General features: G+C 39.3%; 11 protein-coding genes, 6 tRNA genes and 2 rRNA genes. 13 read left to right on the top strand and 6 right to left on the bottom strand.

From position 1 onward, the window contains the following. Nucleotides 1-8: 8 nt before the first annotated feature. The 3 genes from rrf (A6E04_RS16920) to rrf (A6E04_RS16930) all read left to right on the top strand — a co-directional run bounded on the left by rrf (A6E04_RS16920) (nucleotide 9) and on the right by rrf (A6E04_RS16930) (nucleotide 394). Nucleotides 9-124: ribosomal RNA gene (gene rrf / locus A6E04_RS16920) — 5S ribosomal RNA — on the top strand. A 60-nt stretch (nucleotides 125-184) separates the two neighbouring features. Further along, nucleotides 185-261 (top strand) — tRNA-Thr (locus A6E04_RS16925). A gap of 17 nt (nucleotides 262-278) precedes the next feature. Next, nucleotides 279-394, top strand: a 5S ribosomal RNA gene (gene rrf, locus A6E04_RS16930). Nucleotides 395-443: 49 nt separating this feature from the next. Here rrf (A6E04_RS16930) and ilvY read toward each other — a convergent pair. Beyond that, nucleotides 444-1,328 (bottom strand): HTH-type transcriptional activator IlvY, encoded by an 885-nt coding sequence (ilvY, locus tag A6E04_RS16935; protein WP_017023588.1) that lies wholly within the window; start codon nucleotides 1,326-1,328, stop codon nucleotides 444-446. A gap of 128 nt (nucleotides 1,329-1,456) precedes the next feature. On the opposite strand from ilvY, the gene ilvC reads away from it, so the two are divergent. After that, complete coding sequence (gene ilvC, locus A6E04_RS16940; RefSeq protein WP_065611946.1) at nucleotides 1,457-2,941, top strand: ketol-acid reductoisomerase; 1,485 nt, start codon at nucleotides 1,457-1,459, stop codon at nucleotides 2,939-2,941. Between the two features lie 87 nt (nucleotides 2,942-3,028). Here the strand turns inward: ilvC and ubiK are convergent, their stop codons facing one another. The 4 genes from ubiK to A6E04_RS16960 all read right to left on the bottom strand — a co-directional run bounded on the left by ubiK (nucleotide 3,029) and on the right by A6E04_RS16960 (nucleotide 8,160). Continuing rightward, the gene (gene ubiK / locus A6E04_RS16945; RefSeq protein ID WP_012548984.1) at nucleotides 3,029-3,280 is read right to left on the bottom strand and encodes a ubiquinone biosynthesis accessory factor UbiK; all 252 of its coding nucleotides are present in this window, start codon (nucleotides 3,278-3,280) and stop codon (nucleotides 3,029-3,031) included. Between the two features lie 108 nt (nucleotides 3,281-3,388). Continuing rightward, nucleotides 3,389-6,457 (bottom strand): multidrug efflux RND transporter permease subunit, encoded by a 3,069-nt coding sequence (locus A6E04_RS16950; protein ID WP_065611947.1) that lies wholly within the window; start codon nucleotides 6,455-6,457, stop codon nucleotides 3,389-3,391. Nucleotides 6,458-6,468: 11 nt separating this feature from the next. Then, nucleotides 6,469-7,575, bottom strand: coding sequence for an efflux RND transporter periplasmic adaptor subunit (locus A6E04_RS16955; protein ID WP_017023591.1), 1,107 nt, complete (start codon nucleotides 7,573-7,575; stop codon nucleotides 6,469-6,471). An 18-nt stretch (nucleotides 7,576-7,593) separates the two neighbouring features. Next, nucleotides 7,594-8,160, bottom strand: coding sequence for a TetR/AcrR family transcriptional regulator (locus A6E04_RS16960; RefSeq protein ID WP_139078855.1), 567 nt, complete (start codon nucleotides 8,158-8,160; stop codon nucleotides 7,594-7,596). A 187-nt stretch (nucleotides 8,161-8,347) separates the two neighbouring features. Between A6E04_RS16960 and rep the strand changes: the two genes are divergently transcribed. Beyond that, a complete protein-coding gene (rep, locus tag A6E04_RS16965; RefSeq protein WP_012548988.1) occupies nucleotides 8,348-10,363 on the top strand; it encodes a DNA helicase Rep in 2,016 nt (671 codons plus the stop codon). Nucleotides 10,364-10,463: 100 nt separating this feature from the next. Here the strand turns inward: rep and A6E04_RS16970 are convergent, their stop codons facing one another. Next, entirely contained in the window at nucleotides 10,464-10,871 is a 408-nt protein-coding gene (locus tag A6E04_RS16970; RefSeq protein ID WP_012548989.1) for a c-type cytochrome, read from the bottom strand. A gap of 283 nt (nucleotides 10,872-11,154) precedes the next feature. On the opposite strand from A6E04_RS16970, the gene A6E04_RS16975 reads away from it, so the two are divergent. The 8 genes from A6E04_RS16975 to A6E04_RS17010 all read left to right on the top strand — a co-directional run bounded on the left by A6E04_RS16975 (nucleotide 11,155) and on the right by A6E04_RS17010 (nucleotide 16,796). After that, nucleotides 11,155-11,231: transfer RNA gene (locus tag A6E04_RS16975), tRNA-Arg, on the top strand. Between the two features lie 44 nt (nucleotides 11,232-11,275). Beyond that, nucleotides 11,276-11,351: transfer RNA gene (locus A6E04_RS16980), tRNA-His, on the top strand. A gap of 85 nt (nucleotides 11,352-11,436) precedes the next feature. Continuing rightward, a tRNA-Pro gene (locus A6E04_RS16985) sits at nucleotides 11,437-11,513 on the top strand. A gap of 42 nt (nucleotides 11,514-11,555) precedes the next feature. Continuing rightward, nucleotides 11,556-11,631, top strand: a tRNA-His gene (locus A6E04_RS16990). An 84-nt stretch (nucleotides 11,632-11,715) separates the two neighbouring features. Then, nucleotides 11,716-11,792, top strand: a tRNA-Pro gene (locus tag A6E04_RS16995). Nucleotides 11,793-12,350: 558 nt separating this feature from the next. After that, a complete protein-coding gene (locus tag A6E04_RS17000; protein ID WP_065611948.1) occupies nucleotides 12,351-14,054 on the top strand; it encodes a dipeptide ABC transporter ATP-binding protein in 1,704 nt (567 codons plus the stop codon). Between the two features lie 74 nt (nucleotides 14,055-14,128). Then, nucleotides 14,129-15,682 carry an ABC transporter substrate-binding protein gene (locus A6E04_RS17005; protein WP_017020917.1) on the top strand — a complete coding sequence of 518 codons (1,554 nt, stop codon included), beginning with the start codon at nucleotides 14,129-14,131 and terminating at the stop codon, nucleotides 15,680-15,682. Between the two features lie 136 nt (nucleotides 15,683-15,818). Beyond that, the gene (locus A6E04_RS17010) at nucleotides 15,819-16,796 is read left to right on the top strand and encodes an ABC transporter permease (protein ID WP_012548991.1); all 978 of its coding nucleotides are present in this window, start codon (nucleotides 15,819-15,821) and stop codon (nucleotides 16,794-16,796) included.

A 16,796-nucleotide genomic window follows, 5' to 3' on the forward strand; every position in this document is an offset into this window, starting at 1 on the left:
AGAATTTGCTTGGCGACCATAGCGTTATGGACCCACCTGATCCCATGCCGAACTCAGAAGTGAAACGTAATAGCGCCGATGGTAGTGTGGGGTCTCCCCATGTGAGAGTAGGACATCGCCAGGCTTGAATTTGAAAGCCATCCTTATTTAGGATGGTTTTTTCGATTAAATAAGTAAGTCGTTTGCTGATATAGCTCAGCCCGGTAGAGCGCACCCTTGGTAAGGGTGAGGTCCCCAGTTCGAGTCTGGGTATCAGCACCATTTACTGACAGATTTTGTTTAGCGACCATAGCGTTGTGGACCCACCTGATCCCATGCCGAACTCAGAAGTGAAACACAATAGCGCCGATGGTAGTGTGGGGTCTCCCCATGTGAGAGTAGGACATCGCTAGGCTTAAATTTAAAAAGGCTTCCCAATGGGAGGCCTTTTCTCATTTATGGATTTAAATAAATGTATTTTCAGCTACCCGCCAAAGAGCTTGTATAACCGAATCATTTAATTTTGATTGTTTACAGCACAAGCCTAATTTAAACGGTGCAATAGGTGTTGTGTTTAACCTTTGAATTTTATCTTTTACTGGGCTGTTATTGATTACAACGTCAGGTGCTATTCCTATACCACACCCTAAAGCAACCATACTTACTATCGCCTCATGTCCAGAGACTTGAGCATAAATTGTTGGTTTGATTTTTTGTTCCTTGAACCATAAATTTGCTCTTTCTCTCGCTGTGCCTTCCTTTGGTAAAATAAAAGGAAGCGTATCCCAATTTGTATTTTCTTTATTTATATCACCGCTAAATGTGTTGTTCCCAATGGGAGCAATAATCGATAATGGTATTTCACTTATTATTTCAAAAGCTAATTTATTCGATCTTTTTTCTGGTATGGCTGATATTGCAATATCAACCTCTGAACTTTCTACTTTTTTAATTGCTTGAGCTGGATCTCCTGTTGAAAGCTTTATTTCAATGTGAGGATAATTCACTTTGAAATTATTTAGGAGTTGAGGTAAGTGACTATAACTTGCGGTTACTGAACAAAATAGTTTCAATTCACCCTTTAAACTATTATTCACAGTATTGGAGTTAGATTTGTAACTACTCCATTCACTACAAATATTTAAAGCGATAGGCATTAATTTCTTTGCTGAGCTTGTTAGTTCAACGCTTCTATTATCACGGACAAATAATGGGTGACCAATTTCATCTTCTAATTTTTGTATTTGCCGGCTTAATGCAGATAAACTTAAGTGCATAGCTTTTGACGTGTTGGTAAAGCTATGGCTTTCACATAAATGAAGGAAAGTTTGAAGTAGTTTTATATTCATATCGTAGTTGTTAATTTTGCAATCATGTATTGTTAATATATCACTTCTTACAATGTTAATCTTTGGTTATTATCTTTGTATGCACAAAATTATCCTAATGGATTAAATGATATTTATGGAGTTTCACAATGTCTAACTACTTTGATACGCTAAATTTACGTGAACAATTAGATCAACTAGGTCGTTGTCGTTTTATGAACCGCGAAGAATTTTCTACAGAAGCGGATTACCTTAAAGGTAAAAGGGTGGTTATTGTTGGCTGTGGAGCTCAAGGCCTAAATCAAGGTTTAAATATGCGAGATTCAGGTTTGAATGTTGCTTATGCTTTACGTCAGGCTGCTATTGATGAGCAACGTCAATCATTTAAGAATGCAAGCGAAAATGGTTTTGAAGTTGCTAGCTACGAAAAATTGATCCCTCAAGCCGATTTGGTTATTAACCTTACTCCTGATAAACAGCATACGAATGTTGTTGAAACTGTTATGCCTTTAATGAAGGAAGGTGCAACGCTTGGTTACTCGCATGGCTTTAATATCGTTGAAGAAGGTATGAAAGTCCGTAAAGATTTAACGGTTGTTATGGTTGCTCCTAAATGTCCAGGTACAGAAGTTCGAGAAGAATATAAGCGTGGTTTTGGTGTTCCTACTCTTATTGCTGTTCATCCTGAAAATGATCCTAAAGGCGAAGGTTGGGATATAGCGAAAGCATGGGCGGCTGGGACTGGTGGTCATCGTGCCGGTTGTTTAGAGTCTTCATTCGTTGCTGAAGTTAAATCTGACTTAATGGGTGAACAAACAATTCTTTGTGGAATGCTGCAAGCCGGCTCTATTGTTTGTTATGAAAAAATGATCGCTGATGGTATCGATGCTAGCTATGCAGGCAAACTTCTACAATTTGGTTGGGAAACAGTTACAGAAGCACTGAAGTTTGGTGGTGTGACGCATATGATGGATCGTCTATCAAATCCAGCTAAAATTAAAGCCTTTGATTTATCTGAAGAATTAAAAGATCTAATGCGTCCACTTTATAATAAGCATATGGATGATATTATCTCGGGACATTTTTCAAGTACGATGATGGCTGACTGGGCAAATGATGATGTTAACTTGCTAGGGTGGCGTGAAGAGACTGGTGAAACTGCTTTTGAAAACTACCCTGATTCTAGTCTGGAAATTCCAGAACAAGAATATTTTGATAATGGTATTTTAATGGTTGCTATGGTTCGTGCTGGTGTTGAATTAGCATTTGAAGCGATGACTGCTTCAGGTATTGTAGATGAATCTGCTTATTACGAATCATTGCATGAGCTACCATTAATCGCTAACACTGTTGCACGTAAACGCTTATATGAAATGAATGTCGTTATTTCAGATACGGCTGAATATGGTAATTATCTATTCGCAAATGTTGCAACACCATTGCTGCGTGAAAAATTCATGCCTTTAGTTGATACTGATGTTATTGGTCGTGGTTTAGGGGCAATATCTAATCAAGTGGATAATGCTAAATTGATCGAAGTGAATGAGACTATTCGTAATCACCCAGTTGAGCATGTTGGTGAAGAATTACGCGGTTATATGACTGATATGAAAACAATTGCTGTTGGTGGTTAACTTACATAATTAATAAAAAAGCCCGATATCATATCGGGCTTTTTTGTATCTAAAGGAATTATTCTAATCTTAAGAGCAAAATTATGTTTATTTTTCAGATAGTTTTTCTTCTAATAAAGCTAATTTTTGTTCCATTTCTGTTAGCTTTTTCCTAGTGCGCAATAGAACTTGAGTTTGAACATCAAATTCTTCGCGTGCTACGATATCTAGCTTATTTAATTGACCTTGAATGACCTGGCGAACTTTCTGTTCAACATCAGTTCCTAATTCTTTTACTGGTTGCGGCATTGAATCATGAATTTGCTTGGCAACTTGCTCTAATTTTTTTGGATTAAACATTATCTACCCTTGTTAAATATTTTTTATATTTTAAGCAAAGAGCAACGACTTGTCGCTAGACAAATAAAAAAAGGCTACCGAAGTAGCCTATTCTTTATTTTAAAGAAGTTACTCTTGAATTTCTTTCCCTTCTTCAAACTCTGGTAAAGGTTTATGCTCACTTGCTAGGTAACTATAAATTACGGGTAATACGAATAACGTAAATAGAGTACCAATAGCTAAACCTGCAACAATAACAATACCAATACTAAAGCGCTGTGCAGCACCTGCACCAGTGGCATACATTAACGGGATTAAACCCGCAATCATTGCCGCTGTTGTCATTAGGATTGGACGAAGACGAACTTTTGCAGCTTCTGTTACCGCTTCAACGCGATTTTTTAGATTATGCAATTGTTCTTCTTTTGCTACTTCACAAATCAAAATACCATGTTTGGTAATCAAGCCAACGAGAGTGATTAACCCTACTTGTGAGTAGATGTTCATTGTAGCAGCGCCCCATGCGAGGGCAATCAAAGCACCACAAATAGCAAGAGGTACAGAAACCATGATAACTAATGGATCTCGAATTGATTCAAATTGAATCGCAAGTACTAGGAAGATGATAGCCAATGCTAAACCAAATGTAGCGTATAATGCGCTACCTTCTGTCACATATTGACGAGCTTCGCCCATATAATCATGGTTGTACCCACTTGGCAATTTGCTATTTGCAATATTTTCGAACCAAGAAATAGCATCACCCATTGCCACACCTGGTGATGGTACAGCACCTACGGTAGCTGAATTCAGCTGATTGAAGTGAGGTAGAGATCTCGGCTCTGCAATAACATCAATCGCAATTAAGCTTCCTAATGGAACTGCTTCCCCGCTTGCTGAACGAACGTAATAATTATTCATTGATTCAGGGTTTAAGCGGAATTTACGTTCTACTTGTGGAATTACCTCGTAAGAACGACCATTGAGATCGATACGGTTTACATAGCCATCAGCCATCATCGTACTTAGCGTAATACCAATGTCTTGCATTGTCACACCGTAAGCACCCGCTTTATCTTTATCGATATTGATTTTCATTGTTGCAGAATCAAAATTCAAATCGATATCAGAATAAACAAATAGAGGGCTTCCTTTCACTTCAGTTAATACTTCCGTTGCTATTTGGAATAGGCTCTCAAAGCTGTTTGGTGTCGTTATTACGAATTGAATTGGTAAACCTGAACCTGCGCCAGGCAATTCTGGCATTTGGAATGCTGTAACAGCCATTCCTGGGACATTTTGTACTAATTTACCAACACGATCTGTTACTTCTGCTTGGCTTGCTTCTCGTTGGCTCCAAGGAACCATTGATGCAATACCAAAGGCTTGGTTCGAGTTTGGAACACCAGTGAATACTTGAGCAAAGGCTATTTCAGGTTGATCTGAAAGAATCTTATTTACATCATTCATTGTGTTTTGTAAGTAATCTAAGTTAGCGTTAGATGTACCTGTACCCATAAGCATTACCACTCCTTTATCTTCTGAAGGAGCAAGTTCACTTGGTATGAACTTAAATAGTAATGGCAAGCTTGCAAAAACGATGACAGCAAACGCAATGATTACTGGTCGATGCTGCATTACCGAGCCAAGAATACGTTCATATTTATTCGTCATACCATCAAGGAAATGATGAACTGTGCTTTCAAATTTGCTTGGTACTTCATTTGCTTTCAGCATTTTAGAACACATCATTGGAGATAATGTTAACGCGACTATCCCTGAAACAAATACTGAACCTGCGAGCGTTAAAGCAAACTCTTTAAACAATGAACCCGTAATACCACCCATCATCGCGATAGGAGCATATACCGCGCCCAGCGTTAGAGTCATTGCAATTACCGGAATTGCGATTTCACGCGTACCAATAATAGCGGCCCTAAACGGGGTTTCTCCAAGCTTAACGTGCCTATCTACGTTTTCTAATACAACGATGGCATCATCAACAACAAGCCCGATGGCCAACACCATAGCGAGAAGAGTCATTAGGTTCCATGAGAAGCCCATGACTTGCATTACCATTGCAACACCAACAAGTGATAGAGGAATGGTGACAATAGGAATGATAACCGCTCGGAATGAGCCTAAGAATAAGGTAATAACGATAAGTACGATGACCGCAGCTTCAACAATAGTCTTAATAACTTCATGGATAGATTCATTAATCGCAATCGTTGAATCGTACATGATGTTCATTTTGATGTTTGTTGGAAGGTTTTTCTCTAATTGAGGTAAAAGCTTCAATACATCAGCCGCAATGTTAATTGGGTTGGCACTTGGTGCGGCATTGATTGCAGTAACTACGGCTTCTTTGCCGTTTGCACTTGCACGGTATATATCATGACTCTTTTCTAAAGATACCTTAGCAATATCACTTAGGCGAACCACTTCACCATCGTCAGTTTTAATAACTAAACGCTCAAGCTCTTCTACATTCGAGACTTGAGTATTTGCGCTACCATTATAAAGAACGAATTCACCGGTTGCTTGGCCTGCTGCTGACTGGAAGTTATTGGCATTTAATACGCTCATAACATCTGTTGCTGTCATATTTACTGCAGCCATACGAGCTGGATCTAACCAGATACGTAATGCATATCTAATACCGCCGTATAGGTCGATTTTAGATACGCCATTAACGGTGAATAGTTGCGGGTTCACAACGCGTTCTAAATAATCGGTGATTTGACTTGAGGCAAGTTCATCACTGGTAAAGCCGATATATAACACCGCGGTAGTTGAACCTGTCGACATAGTAACCGTTGGATCTTCCGCTTCTTTTGGAAGTTGAGAACGCACCGAGTTAGTCTTGGCTAATATATCGGAGAGGGCGGCATTCGGGTCCGTATTTAATTTCATAGTAACAGTAATGGTTGATTGCCCCATTACTGATTGAGAGGTCATGAAATCAATATTATCGGCTTGTGCTACCGCTTGCTCTAAGGGTTGAGTTATGAAACCTTGAATAAGGTCAGCACTCGCGCCGTAATAGCTTGTTGTTACCGTTACAACGGTATTGGTCATTTCAGGGTATTCACGAACCTGCATTTTGAAAATAGCTTGGATACCAAGCAAAGCAATCAAAAAACTGATCGATACCGCTAAAACTGGACGTTTAATGAAAACATCAGTAAAGCGCATAATTCCTCCGGTTACAACATTGGTGTTTCAGCAGGCGGCGTTGTTGCGTCACTTTCGACAACACGCACTTTTGCATCATTACTTAGACGAACTTGTCCTGATGTCACGACCATATCTCCAGGTTTAACACCATCAAGAATATGAGCAACAGCTTTAGTTCGTTCACCTACTTTTACAACCGCTTGTTTAACACGTTTAACACCGTCAACATCAGAAACGATGTAGACATTGTCACCATATAGCGTGAATGTAATTGAGGTTTGAGGAATAACCACTTGGTTTTCAAATGTTGGGAGAATGATTTCAGCGCGAGCAAACATACCACTACGTAACTTACCACCATTATTTGGAATATCAGCTTGAACCTGAATTAACCCACTTTGAATATTTACCGCTGGTTCAATTGCACTGATCGACCCTTTGAAAGTCTCAGTTGGATAAGAGTCGATGTATATATCGATGTCTTGTCCGATATTAATGCGAGAAATATCAGTTTGAGGCACCGTAAAGCGTAAACGCATAATGCTAGTGTCTTCTAGACGGACAATATCAGTACCTGGTTGTAAGTATTGACCAAGATAAACATTACGGATACCAATGACACCAGCAAATGGTGCTTTGATTTCACGACGCTCAATAGTCGCTTTTAGGCCTTCAATATCAGCAGCAAGAGAGAAAAAATTTGCTTCCGCTTCATCGTAAGCCTCTTTAGAGATAGACCCTTTTTTAAATAAACCTTTATAGCGTTTATATTTTGCTTCAGCAGCAGGTAGGCGTGCTTGAGAGCTTCTTAAGTTTGCTTTTTCTACTTTAGAATCAAGAGAAATAAGTAATTGGTCATCTTTTACTTGGCTACCGGAATCAAATGAAATTTTATCGATCACACCGTTTGATTCAGTGGTTAGCGTTACACCTTGGTTTGGTTCAATAAAACCAATCGCCTCGATAGTTGGAGTCCAGGTTGACGCTTTGACTGTTTCTATCGTGACAGGGAATTCAGGTTCAGGGCGGTTTGCCATAAATTCAGCAATTTTTTGCTGTTTAAACATGTTAAAGCCAATAACACTACCAAAAAGAAGTAGTGCAAGAAGCAACATAAAGAAAGTCCACTTTTTCATTCTAATTAGAACTCCAAATTAGTGTTTAATAATTGCATCCCAACTGGCTTCAATTGCCGAGTCGAGATCATCGTCTGTTAGTGTAAAAGCACCTTGAGCATATCTGCGAGCTAAGCAAACACTTGTCTCTAAGCTAAGGCCTGTAAGTATTTCCACATTGAAAGGTTTAAAAATGCCTTGCTCAAGTCCATCGACAAAGAGTTGATTTACTTGGGCAAACATTTCTTTTTCTAGTTCCCTAAATTTTACTAAATCTGTTGTAGGTAATGATTCATATTGATTGCGATTTAAAAAAGTGTTTTTTTCTGAAATAGCAAAATACCAAATATTTAACCACATTGTACGAAAGCGAACTTTTAAAGGGTCGGTATTGCATACATTTTCTTGAATAGCACAAGCGACACGTTGAAGAATGTTCAACTTAATCTCTTGGATCAGGGCTTCTTTATCATCGAAATAGCGATAAATGGTACCAGCAGCAACGCCAGCTTGATTTGCCACTTTTTGCATTGATAGACCACGAAACCCGTCAGTTGCAAGTAATTGTTCTGCTGACTCAAGAATGAGTCTACGTTTCTCCTTCATAAATGAATCCTTATGAAATGAATGAACGTTCATTTATTATTTTAAGTGAGAATGTCCATAAAGTAATCCGTTTTTGTGTCAAGAAACGTAAAGGTCGAGAGTTTTCTTCTATGGTTTACATGGTATTCATACATAGACAGCTTTATTATAGACGCAAATATTCCATTATCGATTTTATAGGTGATTCATGAGACTTAACCCACAGCAAGATGAAGCCGTTAAGTTTGTTTCTGGGCCATGTTTAGTACTGGCAGGCGCAGGCTCAGGTAAAACTCGTGTAATTACGAATAAAATAGCCTATCTAGTACAACAATGCGGTTATAAAGCTCGCAATATTGCTGCGGTTACCTTTACTAATAAGGCGGCGAGAGAGATGAAAGAGCGTGTTGGGCAAACGCTAAACAAACAAGAATCACGAGGGTTATTAGTATCAACATTCCATTCTCTTGGATTAGACATTATTCGTCGTGAATATAAAATATTAGGCCTAAAGGCAGGTTTTTCTCTTTTTGATGATCAAGACCAATTAGCCTTATTAAAAGAACTGACTGAAAAACAAATTGATGGCGATAAGGATCTACTACGTCAACTGCTTAGCTGTATTTCTAAGTGGAAGACTGACATGCTTACCCCAGATCAAGTTAAAGGTATTGTTCGCTCAGAGCAGGAGCAATTATTTGCTTTCTGTTATGAGATGTATTTAACGCAAATGAAAGCGTATAACGCATTAGATTTTGATGATTTAATCTCATTGCCAGTGTTATTGTTGAGAAATAATCAGGATGTACGTGAGCGTTGGCAGATGAAACTTCGCTATTTATTAGTGGATGAATATCAAGATACCAATACTAGCCAATATGAATTAGTAAAATTGCTTGTTGGTGAAAGAGGTCGATTGACCGTAGTAGGAGATGATGATCAATCTATTTATTCGTGGCGTGGAGCAAAACCTCAAAACCTTATTTTATTGAGTGAAGACTACCCTAATTTGAAAGTCATTAAATTAGAGCAGAATTATCGTTCAACGAGTCGAATTTTACGTGCAGCCAACATACTGATTGCTAATAATCCTCATGCATTTGAAAAACGGTTATTTTCTGAAATTCCTGATGGTGAGCAGATAAAGATTCTGACAGCGAAAGATGATGCACACGAAGCCGAACGAGTTGTCGGTGAGATCATTGCTCATCGTTTCCTTAATCGAACCGATTATAAAGATTACGCAGTACTTTATCGTGGGAATCATCAGTCTCGACTTATTGAAAAATCACTAATGCAAAACCGCGTGCCTTATAAGATTTCTGGGGGGACTTCTTTTTTCTCTCGTTCAGAAATCAAAGACATCATGGCTTATCTTCGTCTTCTGACTAACCCTGATGACGATAATGCGTTTTTGCGTGTCGTAAACACACCTCGACGTGAAATTGGCCCTGTTACTTTAGAGAAGCTAGGTACGTATGCCAACATGCGTGGAAAAAGTTTGTTTGAAGCTTGTTTTGAAATGGGGTTAGAACAAACCTTATCTGGTCGAGGGCTTGAGTCACTGCGTCGATTTGGTCATTGGGTTGTTTCTATATCAGAAAATGCTGAGCGAGGTAATACCGTAGAGGCGGTGCGATCACTAGTAAAAGACATTCACTACGAAGATTGGTTGTACGAAACATCACCTAGCGCGAAAGCTGCAGAAATGCGCATGAAAAATGTATCTGATTTATATTCTTGGATTGTGGCTGATTTAGAAGGTGATAATTATGATAAAGAAGAGAAAACATTAAAAGAAGTCGTATTGCGCTTAACACTGCGAGATATGATGGAGCGTGGAGAAGATGAAGATGGTGCTGACCAAGTGCAGTTAATGACATTGCATGCATCAAAAGGCTTAGAATTCCCTTATGTGTATTTGATTGGGGCAGAAGAAGGTATTTTACCGCATCAAACCAGTGTTGATGAAGACAACGTAGAAGAAGAACGTCGTTTGGCGTATGTGGGTATTACGCGAGCAAAAAAAGAACTAACTTTTACATTGTGTAAAGAGCGTCGTCAGTATGGTGAGCTAATTCGTCCCACACCAAGCCGTTTTTTAGAAGAGCTTCCGCAAGATGATTTAGATTGGGAAATGAAAAAACCTAAGCCGACTCAAGAAGAGAGAATGGAAAAAGGGAAAAGTAATATTGCTCATCTGCGTGCTATGTTGAAAAAATAGCCTCTTAATTTAAAGAATAAATAAAAATGCCCACATACCTGATTTGGTATTGTGGGCATTTTTGTACCAGTTAAATAAGCGGTACCTAATCTGCGATATCTTACAGTCCTTTGATTAAATGGTCGATTGCAGCAACCAACTCATCATCAGAACAATTCATACAGGTTCCACGTGCTGGCATTGCATTAAAACCGTTAATCGCATGATCTTTTAGAACATCCATACCTTTTGCGATACGAGGAGCCCAATCTGCTGCATTTTGAGTTTTTGGTGCGCCAGCTGCGCCAGTTGAGTGACATGCAATACAAAAGGTGTTGTATACCTGATCACCCGTACGAGGACCAGTTGGTTCTTCAACAACGGGTACATCACTTGCCAAATAGACTTGGCCTACTGGTTTAATTCGCTCAGCAATTGCATCGTCAGCATTGTTTGCAGCAAAAGAGGCTGTTGAAAAAGTTAATGCAGCAACTATTGCGACGATGGTGTTACGAATTGATTTATCCATTAAGCTCACTTTACACTCCCAGTTATTATTATTGGCTTAGCGCCATCTTTTTATTTCATTTACTAAGTAATTAGCAGCATAAGAAAAAATCGCCGCGTTAAGCTTGTGTAAACATTGAGTGATTATATCTGCTTAAATTGTTGCAATAAACCACTAAACCCCAAGAAAATGAGTATAAATACAAAGGAATTGTTTAAAAAGAGACCAAACGACAAAAAAAGCAAAAAAAACACTAGACGAAGGACACCCATATCCGTATTATTCCTCTCCGCCGATAGGGTATACGCCCGTAGCTCAGTTGGATAGAGCGTTGGCCTCCGGAGCCAAAGGTCGAAGGTTCGAATCCTTTCGGGCGTGCCATCCGGAATAGAAATTAAAGGCACAGAAAATGTAACAAAGTAGTGGTGGCTATAGCTCAGTTGGTAGAGCCCTGGATTGTGATTCCGGTGGTCGCGAGTTCGAATCTCGTTAGCCACCCCATTATTTTGGTAACCAAGTTTACTTAGTAAATGAACGTTTCCAGTTTTGATTCAAGTAACATCCCAAGAATCGAAACGAAATTTGTCGGTGAATAGCGCAGCTTGGTAGCGCATCTGGTTTGGGACCAGAGGGTCGGGGGTTCGAATCCCTCTTCACCGACCACTATTTCAATAATCGCAGTAGCGGTTATATAAAAAATTTGTGGTGGCTATAGCTCAGTTGGTAGAGCCCTGGATTGTGATTCCGGTGGTCGCGAGTTCGAATCTCGTTAGCCACCCCATTAATTTTAAGGTAACTAAATTTACTCCGTAAATGATGTTCCCTATTTTGATTCAAGTAACATCCCAAGAATCAAATAAAAAATCGGTGAATAGCGCAGCTTGGTAGCGCATCTGGTTTGGGACCAGAGGGTCGGGGGTTCGAATCCCTCTTCACCGACCACATTTAAAAGCCTCGTCAGAAATGACGAGGCTTTTTTCATTTCTGCGTTATATTATTCTAACCTTCATCACAAAATCATTATTTTAAGTTGTGCTTTTACTCTTCTTTTTCTTCTTCTCTTTCTAAGTTTCTATCGCTTGATTTTACCTTTATTTTGATTATATCCACTAAGTTATAAAGGGTTTTTAGATATTAAATCCTAAATAACCCGCTTAAGCCAATTAAACGTTTGCTTATAAATGTTACGACTATTTATGTAAAGTTATCTAAATTAGAACGTAAGCAGTTTTACTTCCTATTTATTTAATTATTAATAACTGGTTGTTTATTATTGATTTTGCGCTTATCTCAATAGCGATAGATATCGATTAAAGCGAATGGTAATGATTATTTATGCAGCAAAAAGGCATATAGTAGATTTATACTCTTTGATTGTTGCTTTTTTGTGAATAATTGACTACATTGATGTTCTTATCAAGTAACTGCTGTTCATCACAGTTATGAATGGAATCAATATACAGACAGGGCAGGATGCTGCCGAGTAGTCGGAGTCTGATAATGTCACTTTTAGAAGTTAAAAATTTACGTATCGAATACCCATCTCGTCATGGTGTTCATGCCGCAGTAAAATCATTGTCGCTTTCAATAGAGCGTGGAGAGATTGTTGGCGTTGTTGGTGAGTCAGGTGCGGGGAAATCAACAGTAGGTAATGCTGTCATTGATTTATTGAGCCCTCCAGGCGTTATCGCCAGCGGAGAGGTGTTTTTAGATGGTGAGAAGATCTCTGGTCTATCAACAGAAGAGATGCGAAAAGTTAGAGGTTCTAAAATAGGATTTATTTTCCAAGATCCGATGACATCTCTAAATCCTCTATTTACTGTTGAACAGCAAATTATAGAAACCATTCATGCTAATTTGAAAGTATCATCAGAAGAGGCCTATGAGCGTGCCTTGTCTCTTATGAATCAAGTTGGTATACCACAACCTGAAAACCGCCTTAAACAGTACCCACATCAGTTCTCTGGTGGTATGCGTCAGCGTGTTGTGATTGCGATAGCGTTAGCTGGTGAGCCAGATTTAATTATTGCAGATGAGCCAACAACGGCGCTTGATGTCTCTATTCAAGATCAAATCCTAAGTCTTATCCGAGATCTCTGCGTTAAGAAAAACGTAGGTTGCATGTTGGTTACTCACGATATGGGCGTAGTTTCTAACGTTACCGATAAAGTCGCTGTAATGTTTCGTGGGGATTTGGTTGAGTTTGGTAAAACAGAAAAAGTATTGGGTAATCCTGATCATTCATACACACGTAGCTTGATCTCTGCGGTTCCTCGTTCTGATATAAAATTAGACCGCTTTCCTTTGGTAAGTTATATAGAAGAAGCGGTTGAGCATGAATGTATCGATGTAAAAACACATTGGTTAGGACAAAGCCAAGATCAACGTGAATATTCTGGCCCATTGTTAAAAGTGGATAATGTCAGTCTTCGCTTTGTGACGAAAGACTCTATGTTTGAAAGTCGTCGAGAATACGTTCAAGCTTCAGATAATGTCAGTTTTGAAATTCATGAAGGTGAAACCTTCGGTCTCGTTGGAGAATCAGGCTCTGGTAAATCGACCATTGCTCGGGTTATTACCGGTTTATATCCGCCAAATTCAGGATCGGTTACCTTTGAAGGGGTTGATCTTACTGCGCTTAAATCTGAAAAAGAGCGTCGCCCAATGCGTCGTCAAATGCAGATGGTATTTCAAAACCCATATACCTCAATGAATCCACGCATGAAAATCTTCGATATCATAGCAGAACCGATTCGCTTCCATAAATTAACGCGTTCAGAATCAGAAACGCAACAGATCGTTAATGATCTTTTGGATCATGTGGGTCTAGGCCGAATGGCTGCATTGAAGTACCCGCATGAGTTTTCTGGTGGTCAGCGTCAACGTATTTCTATTGCGCGTGCACTTGCTACTCGCCCTCGTTTATTAATTTGTGATGAGCCAACGTCTGCTTTGGATGTATCGGTTCAGGCACAAATCCTCAACTTATTAAAAGATTTACAAGATGAGTTAAATTTAACCATGTTGTTTATCAGCCACGATTTACCCGTTATTCGTCAGATGTGTGATCGTGTGGGTGTAATGCAAATGGGGAAATTGCTTGAAGTTGCCCCAACAGAAAACTTATATACGAACCCACAACACGAATACAGCAAAAAATTAATTTCTCTTATGCCTGAATTTAAAGGGTTAAGAGAAGGGTAACAACGGTGAAAACCGTCTAATAATAAATAAAATACAACAAACTAGGGATTGATTCCCGCATAAGGAGTTATGCAATGAAAACCATTAAGACTAAATTAGCGATCGCGATTATGGCTGCAGGCTTAAGCTTTAGTGCTGCTGCGGCAGATATTACGGTAGCTTATGATGCTGATCCAGTATCTCTTGACCCACATGAGCAACTATCAGGCGGTACACTGCAACTGTCTCACATGGTGTTTGATCCCCTAGTTCGTTATACGCAAGAGTTCGACTTTGAACCTCGTTTGGCAGAAAAATGGGAACGTGTCGATGACAAAACGTTCCGTTTTACGTTACGCAAAGGTGTTAAGTTCCATTCTGGCAATACAATGACTGCAGATGATGTGGTATGGACATTTAATCGTCTTAAAGACTCTGCGGATTTTAAAGCGATTTTCGCACCGTATGAAAAATTAGTAAAAATTGATGATTACACCGTAGAACTTATTTCTAAAGGCGCTTATCCGTTGGTTCTTCAAACCGCGACTTACCTTTTCCCTATGGATAGCAAGTTCTACTCAGGAAAAACTGAAGATGGTAAAGATAAAGATGAAATCGTAAAACACGGTAATTCATTTGCTTCAACGCACATCTCTGGGACTGGTCCATTTGTTGTTAAGTCTCGTGAACAAGGCGTGAAAGTCGTGTTTGATCGTTTTGACGGTTACTGGGATAAAAATTCTCCAGGTAACGTAGATGAGCTGACTTTGGTTCCAATTAAAGAAAATGCAACACGTGTTGCTGCGCTTCTTTCTGGTGACGTAGACGTTATCGCACCTGTGGCACCGAATGACCATAAGCGAGTGAAAAACACCAAAGGTATCGATTTAGTAACGCTACCAGGTACTCGTCTAATTTCATTCCAAATGAATCAAACAAGCAACGAAGCATTAAAAGATGTACGTGTTCGTCAAGCTATCGTTCATGCAATCAATAACGAAGGTATCGTTAAGAAAATCATGAAAGGCTTTGCGACAGCGGCCGGTCAGCAATCTCCTCCAGGTTATTCTGGCTATGATGCTGATTTAGTTCCACGTTATGATCTTAAAAAAGCAAAAGAGTTGATGAAAGAAGCGGGTTACGAGAATGGCTTCAAACTTAGCATGATGGCGCCAAATAACCGCTATGTGAATGATGCAAAAATCGCTCAAGCTGCGGCAGCAATGCTGTCTAAGATCGGAATCAAAGTGGATCTTAAAACGTTGCCAAAAGCACAATACTGGCCTGAATTTGATGTTTGTTCTGCGGACATGATGATGATCGGTTGGCACTCAGATACAGAAGATTCAGCGAACCTTACTGAATTCTTAACGATGACTCGTAATGAAGAAACGGGTAAAGGTCAGTATAACTGTGGTCACTATTCAAACCCTGAAGTTGACAGTCTAATTGAAGCGGCAAACGTAGAAACGGATCCTGCAAAACGCAGTGAAATGCTGAAAACAGTGGAAGACACGTTGTATAACGACGCGGCGTTTGTTCCTCTGCATTGGCAAAATCTTGCATGGGGTGCAAAATCAAATATTGATATTCAACCAATTGTTAACTCGATGGAATACCCATACTTTGGTGACTTAGTTGTTAAGTAAGTACTAACTATATAATCAATTAGGTTGCTTTGAATGAGTCAAAGCAACCTTTGTTTATAATAAAAAGCAAGACCAACAATATGTTAGGCATGAAATGTTATCATGTCATTCTTAGGATAGATTAAGGGGATAAGGAATGTTTACGTTTCTGGTCAAGCGCCTGTTTCAGGCTCTGATAGTGATGTTTGTGATCAGTCTGGTTGCGTTTTCCATTCAAGATAACTTGGGTGACCCGTTACGTGAATTGGTTGGACAATCAGTTTCAGAATCCGAGCGTCAAGCTCTGAGAGATGATCTTGGGTTAAATGACCCATTCGTCACAAAGTATACTCGTTTTATTACTAATGCGGTTCAAGGTGACTTGGGCACGTCTTACTTCTTTAAAAAACCAGCGGTTGAAGTCATTCTTGATAAGCTCGTTGCCACTCTTGAATTGGTGTTGGGATCGGCGTTAATCATTATCTGTTTATCGATACCTCTTGGTGTGTATTCTGCGATTCATCCCAAAAGCTTTTTTACCAAAGCGATCATGGCGTTCAGTAGTATTGGTATTTCCATACCGGTCTTCTTAACGGCAATCATGCTGATGTATGTGTTTTCTATTGAGTTAAATTGGTTACCGTCTTATGGGCGAGGAGAGACTTATAATTTGCTCGGTTGGGAATCTGGATTCTTTACCATTGATGGCTTGGCGCATTTAGTATTGCCATGTGTGTCTCTTGCCTCAATTATGCTGCCTTTATTTATTCGTTTGGTTCGCTCAGAAATGATCGAAGTACTGAGTTCTGAATACATCAAGTTTGCAAAAGCAAAAGGCATCGCAACAAACAAAATTTATTATCAACATGCGCTTAAAAATACCATGTTACCGGTACTTACTGTGGGTGGTGTTCAAATAGGTACGATGGTGGCTTATACCATTCTTACTGAAACTGTATTCCAATGGCCGGGTACTGGTTTCTTATTTTTAGAAGCGATTAACCGTGTCGATACTCCATTGATTACGGCTTACGTTATCTTTGTAGGTTTGATCTTCGTCGTAACTAATACGATTGTCGATTTGTTATATGGATTAATTAACCCAACGGTAGATATTACAGGGAAAGGAGCGTAA

This window comes from Aliivibrio logei, from assembly GCF_001691055.1.
GTDB classification, from domain to species: domain Bacteria; phylum Pseudomonadota; class Gammaproteobacteria; order Enterobacterales; family Vibrionaceae; genus Aliivibrio; species Aliivibrio salmonicida.